This window comes from Microbacterium sp. UBA837 (assembly GCF_002296025.1).
Taxonomy (GTDB): Bacteria; Actinomycetota; Actinomycetes; order Actinomycetales; family Microbacteriaceae; genus Microbacterium.
The window spans coordinates 7,259-12,767 of record NZ_DBHD01000174.1; the positions used below are offsets into that span (position 1 = coordinate 7,259).

The following is a 5,509-nucleotide window of genomic DNA, read 5'->3' on the forward strand; positions in this document are numbered from 1 at the left end:
CCCTCAGTGGCTGGACCCTCAGTGACTGTGGGCTCCGAATCCGGGGTCGACGCCTCCGGGCTGTTCGTCATCGTCATCCTTCCGGATCGTGCACAGATACTCGGCCACAAGCCCCGCCGCCACCAGCAGGAGCCCGGCGACGAGCGTTGCCAACTGCGTCGCCATCGAGCCTAACGGCGGCACGACGGGTCGCGTCAGGAGGAAAACCACCAGTCCTCCCGAGAAGCCCACGGATGCCGCGCCGAGCAGGCTCGATGCCTTCGCAAGCATCGCGATGCGCAGCGCCCGGAACGGGTTGATCGCGGCGCGCGTGTGCCCGCGGGATGCGCGCCACACCGGGATCGCGAAAGCTACCACGATGGCCCCCAACGCGATCAGCAGAACGGGAAGCGTGATCAGCGGCGTGAAGGTTGCACGACCCGTTGCCGTGAGCAGTTGGTTCACAAGGAACCCGCCGGCGAGCGCGATAGCGGCGGTGACGATCAGGATGCCGGCACCGGTGCGCCTCACGACGAAGCCCCGAGTCGCTCGAGGAGGTCGGCAACCCGCCCGGCACCGACGAGGGAAGCATCCGGATCAATGCTGAGCCACGGTGCGAGCACGAAGTCGCGCTCGGCAGCGCGCGGATGGGGAAGCGTCAGCGTCGGGGTGTCGCAGACCACGTCGCCGTAGGCGATGAGATCCAGATCCAGGGTGCGGTCTCCCCAGCGTTCGCGGCGCACCCGTCCGTGCCGGTCCTCGATGGTGTGCAGGTAGCTCAGCAGGACGGTCGGTGCGAGGCGCGTCGTGACGATGGCGACGGCGTTGAGGTATCCGGGTGCGTCGGGATCGGGCCCGTCGAGAGTGACCGCGACCGACTCGATCGGCTCCGACATTCTCACCGCCGACACCAGCGGCAGGTGCTCGAGTGCGGCTGCTGCAGCTGCCAGCGTCTCGTGCCGGTCACCGAGGTTCGCACCCAGCGCCACCACCGCGTCGACGGCAGGAGCGGCATCCGTGTGTGTGCCGCCCTGCATGCCCTCGGCCAGGCGTCGACTCATTCGCCGGCCTCCGCGCGTTCGCGGGTGATCGTCACCGAGACGTCAGTGAACTGCTGCTGGATCGGAGCCTGCGGCTTGTGCACCGTCACCCGCACCACGAAGACACCGGGGAAGGCGAGCACGCGATCGGCGATGTGCTCGGCGAGCGTCTCGATGAGGTTCACCGGATCGCCTGCGACGATCTGCGCAACAGCGTCAGCTACCTCGCCGTAGTGGACAGTATCGGCGACGTCGTCCGTCTGGGCGGCCCGCTCGGCGCTCACGCTCAGGACGAGGTCGATGACGAAGTCCTGGCCGTTCTCGCGCTCATGATCGAAGACGCCATGGTGGCCGAAGACGCGAAGCCCCTCGAGCCGGATCTCATCGAGCTGCGGCATCCGAACCCCCCCACAGCTCCGCAACCCGCAGAGCGTCGCGCGTGGCGGCCACGTCGTGCACCCGCACGCCCCATACGCCGGCGCGCGCGGCGAGGGCACTCGTGACAGCCGTGGCGCCATCGCGCCGGCCTTCGGTGACCGCGCCTACCGTGTCGCCTGACGGGTCCTCGCCGCCGGCTCGCGTTGCCGCGGCTCCGGTGCGCTGTGTGAAGCGACGCTCGGCGTCGACGGATGCCTCGGCCAGCGCCTCAGCCAGGAAGCGCTTGCGGCTCGTGCCGAGCAGCACCCGCTGGCCCGCCGCGACAAGCTGCGGAAGCGCCCGGAGAACTTCCCAGTTCTGCTCCGGGCGCTTGCCGAACCCGATGCCGGGATCGACGATGATCCGATCCGCGCCGATGCCGGCATCCCGGGCAGCCGCGACCCGCTCGGCGAGTTCGGCTGTCACCTCGGCTGCCACGTCGGCGTACTGCGCCGGCGCGTACATCTCCCGCGAGGGCCCGCGCCAGTGCCCGAGGATGATCTCGGCGTCGGTCTCGGCGACGGCAGGGAGCATCGCGGCATCCGCGAGCCCACCCGAGACGTCGTTGACGATCCGCGCGCCCGAGTCGACAGCGGCAAGTGCCGTCGATGCGTTCATCGTGTCGATGCTGATCCAAGCGCCGCGCTGCGCGAGGGCACGGATGACGGGCACCACCCTGTCGCGTTCGATCGAGGGGTCAACCCGTTCGGCACCCGGGCGGGTCGATTCGCCGCCGACGTCGAGGATGTCGGCACCGGCAGCCCACAGCGCCAGGCCGTGCGAGATCGCAGCGCCCGTGTCGAGGTAGCGCCCGCCGTCGCTGAACGAATCGGTCGTGACGTTCACGACCCCCATTACGAGCGTCGACATCTCAGTTCGCTCCGATGAGTGCGATCAGCTCGGCGCGAGCGACCGGCTCTTCGTAGGCCCCGCGGGCGGCGATCGTCACGGTGGATGCGTCGGTCTGCCGGCCGCCGCGCATCGTGACGCACTCGTGGGTGGCATCCAGCACGACGAGCACCCCACGCGCATCGAGCGCGTCAGAGATGGTGTCGGCGATCTGCTCGGCAAGGCGCTCCTGCACCTGCGGCCGCGCCGCGAGCACGTCGACGACCTTGGGAAGCGCACCGAGTCCCACGACCTTCTCGCCGGGAAGGTACGCGATGTGGGCGTGCCCGCGGAAGGGGAGCAGGTGGTGTTCGCAGACGGAGCGGAACAGGATGTCACGCAGCATCACCGCACCCGAGGGCAGCGTCTCTGGTGCCGGGCCGCGCGAAATCGAGATCGTGTGGGCAAGCGGCGCAGCCGGGTCCTCGCCGATGCCGCTGAAGAACTCAGAGTAGGCATCCGCCACCCGTTCGGGGGTCAGCTTCAATCCGGGGCGATCAGGGTCTTCCCCGATCGCCTCGAGCAGTTCGCGCACCAGTGCGGCGACGCGTTCACGATCAACGGCCACCAGGCGAGCCTACGCGGTTGCGGGACGCGCCTGTCCGGTCGGCCGCCGTCGCGGCGCCTTCTCGGCAGACCCCGCGTCAGCCTCCGTCGAGGCGGCAACGCCGGCCGGCGCAGGACGACGCGGAACCTCGACCGGGGGCAGCACCGAGACCGGACGCTGCTCGCTCGAGAGCCACTGCGGGCGCTCGGGCAGCTTCTTGACGTCCTTGAAGATCTCTTCGATCTCGAGGTGGTCGAGCGTCTCCTTCTCGAGCAGCTCGAGAGCAAGCTTGTCGAGGATGTCACGGTTGTCGTTGATGACCTGGTAGGCCTCGTTGTGGGCTTGCTCGATGAGCGCCCGCACTTCGGCATCCACTCGCTCGGCGATCCGCTCGCTGTAGTCACGACCGTGACCCATGTCGCGGCCCATGAAGACCTCACCCGAGCCCTGACCGAGCTTGACGGGTCCGACATCCGTGGTCATGCCGTACTCGGTGACCATCTTGCGGGCGATGCCCGTCGCCTTCTCGATGTCGTTGGAGGCGCCCGTGGTGGGGTCGTGGAAGACGATCTCTTCGGCCACGCGGCCGCCCATCGCGTACGCGAGCTGGTCTTGCAGTTCGTTGCGGGTGACCGAGTACTTGTCATCGATCGGCATGACCATCGTGTAGCCGAGGGCCCGGCCGCGCGGGAGGATCGTGATCTTCGTGACGGGGTCGGTGTAGTTCATCGCCGCCGCGGCAAGGGCGTGTCCGCCCTCGTGGTAGGCGGTGATGAGCTTCTCCTTGTCCTTCATGATTCGGGTGCGGCGCTGGGGACCGGCCAGCACGCGGTCGATCGCCTCGTCGAGCGCGCGGTTGTCGATCAGCTGCGCGTTCGAGCGCGCCGTCAGAAGCGCTGCCTCGTTGAGGACGTTCGCGAGGTCGGCACCCGTGAAGCCGGGGGTCTTGCGGGCGACGACCTCAAGGTCGACACCGTCGGCGAGAGGCTTGCCGCGGCCGTGCACCTCGAGGATGCGCTTGCGACCCTGCAGGTCAGGGGCGTCCACACCGATCTGACGGTCGAAACGGCCGGGGCGCAGCAGCGCCGGGTCGAGGATGTCGGGACGGTTCGTCGCCGCGATGACGATGACGTTGGCCTTGGGGTCGAACCCGTCCATCTCGACGAGCATCTGGTTCAGTGTCTGCTCGCGCTCGTCGTGGCCGCCGCCCATACCGGCACCGCGGTGACGACCGACAGCGTCGATCTCGTCGATGAAGATGATCGCCGGCGCGCTTTCCTTGGCCTGGTTGAACAAGTCACGCACGCGGCTCGCGCCGACACCGACGAACATCTCGACGAAGTCCGAGCCCGAGATCGAGTAGAACGGCACGCCAGCCTCGCCGGCCACCGCGCGGGCAAGCAGGGTCTTGCCGGTTCCGGGAGGGCCGTACAGCAACACGCCCTTCGGGATGCGAGCACCGACAGCCTGGAACTTCGCGGGCTCCTTCAGGAAGTCCTTAATCTCCTGGAGCTCTTCGATCGCCTCATCCGAGCCGGCGACATCGTCGAACGTGACGGTCGGGCTCTCCTTCGTAACGAGCTTGGCGCGGGAGCGGCCGAACTGCATGACCTTGCTGCCACCGCCCTGCGCGGAGGAGAGCAGGAACCAGAACAGCACACCGAGCAACAGGATCGGGAGGAACAGCGACAGGAAGCCGTCGAACCACGTAGCCCGGGGGACGACGTCGTTGTATCCGTCGGCGGGGTTTGCCGCGTCGATCGCGTTCACGACCTCTTCGGCCCGCGCCGTCACGTAATAGAACTGCACGTCGGTGGCGCCTTCGTACGGCGTCGACAGCGTCATGTCGACCCGCTGGTCGCCGTCGGTGTTCACGACCTCGGTGACCGTGTTCCCGGCCAGCAGATCAAGCCCCTGCTGGGTCGTGATCTGCTTGGCACCGCCCAGGGTCGACATGAGCGTGAATCCGATGATGAGGAACACCGCGATGAGCGCGACGTACAGCAGCGGGTTGCGTGTGAGCTTCTTGAAATCCATGGTTCGGGGCGAACCCGGTCCCTCCGTCGTTCAGGCGCCGATCCGCGCGGGAACGCAGAAACGGTGCAGACAGGGTATCGCGGGGTTGCTATGCCACGACTGAGCATTCGCCCACGGCGTACCCCGAAAGGCCTCAGCTGTAGACGTGAGGCGCAAGGATCGCGACGTCGCGCAGGTTCCGGTACTTCTCGGCGTAGTCGAGCCCGTAGCCGACGACGAACTCGTTCGGGATGTCGAAACCGATGTACCGGCAGTCCACCTCGACCTTGGCGGCATCCGGTTTACGGAACAGGGCGAACACCTCGACGGATGCCGCGCCCCGCGACGCGAAGTTGGTCAGAAGCCAGCTCAGCGTGAGGCCCGAATCGATGATGTCCTCGACGATGAGCACGTCCTTGCCGTGCAGGTCGGTGTCGAGATCCTTGCGGATCTGGACCACGCCGCTGGAGCGCGTACCGGTGCCGTACGAGGAGACTGCCATCCAGTCCATCGTCATGTGCGTCGGCAGTGCGCGAGCGAAGTCGGCCATCACCATGACCGCGCCCTTGAGTACGCCGACGAGCAGAAGCTCCTTGCCCTCGTAGTCAGCCGTGACTTGGGC

The 5,509-nt window shown here is 67.7% G+C and carries 7 protein-coding genes; all 7 read right to left on the bottom strand.

The features are described 5' to 3' along the window. Positions 1-18 precede the first annotated feature (18 nt). The gene (locus B3587_RS12270) at positions 19-510 is read right to left on the bottom strand and encodes a DUF3180 domain-containing protein (protein ID WP_228177477.1); all 492 of its coding nucleotides are present in this window, start codon (positions 508-510) and stop codon (positions 19-21) included. Further along, positions 507-1,040: a 2-amino-4-hydroxy-6-hydroxymethyldihydropteridine diphosphokinase gene (gene folK / locus B3587_RS12275; RefSeq protein ID WP_292729066.1), complete on the bottom strand. Its 534-nt coding sequence runs from the start codon at positions 1,038-1,040 to the stop codon at positions 507-509. The genes B3587_RS12270 and folK overlap by 4 nt, the downstream gene beginning before the upstream one ends. Then, positions 1,037-1,417, bottom strand: coding sequence for a dihydroneopterin aldolase (folB, locus tag B3587_RS12280; protein WP_228177479.1), 381 nt, complete (start codon positions 1,415-1,417; stop codon positions 1,037-1,039). The genes folK and folB overlap by 4 nt, the downstream gene beginning before the upstream one ends. Then, the gene (gene folP / locus B3587_RS12285) at positions 1,401-2,306 is read right to left on the bottom strand and encodes a dihydropteroate synthase (RefSeq protein WP_292729071.1); all 906 of its coding nucleotides are present in this window, start codon (positions 2,304-2,306) and stop codon (positions 1,401-1,403) included. Before folP ends, folB begins: the two co-directional genes overlap by 17 nt. Before the next feature lies 1 nt (position 2,307). After that, a complete protein-coding gene (gene folE / locus B3587_RS12290; protein ID WP_228177481.1) occupies positions 2,308-2,892 on the bottom strand; it encodes a GTP cyclohydrolase I in 585 nt (194 codons plus the stop codon). A 9-nt stretch (positions 2,893-2,901) separates the two neighbouring features. Further along, positions 2,902-4,908: an ATP-dependent zinc metalloprotease FtsH gene (gene ftsH / locus B3587_RS12295; RefSeq protein ID WP_228177482.1), complete on the bottom strand. Its 2,007-nt coding sequence runs from the start codon at positions 4,906-4,908 to the stop codon at positions 2,902-2,904. A gap of 133 nt (positions 4,909-5,041) precedes the next feature. After that, the coding region (hpt, locus tag B3587_RS12300) for a hypoxanthine phosphoribosyltransferase (protein ID WP_292729076.1) at positions 5,042-5,509 on the bottom strand (468 nt) is incomplete at its 5' end.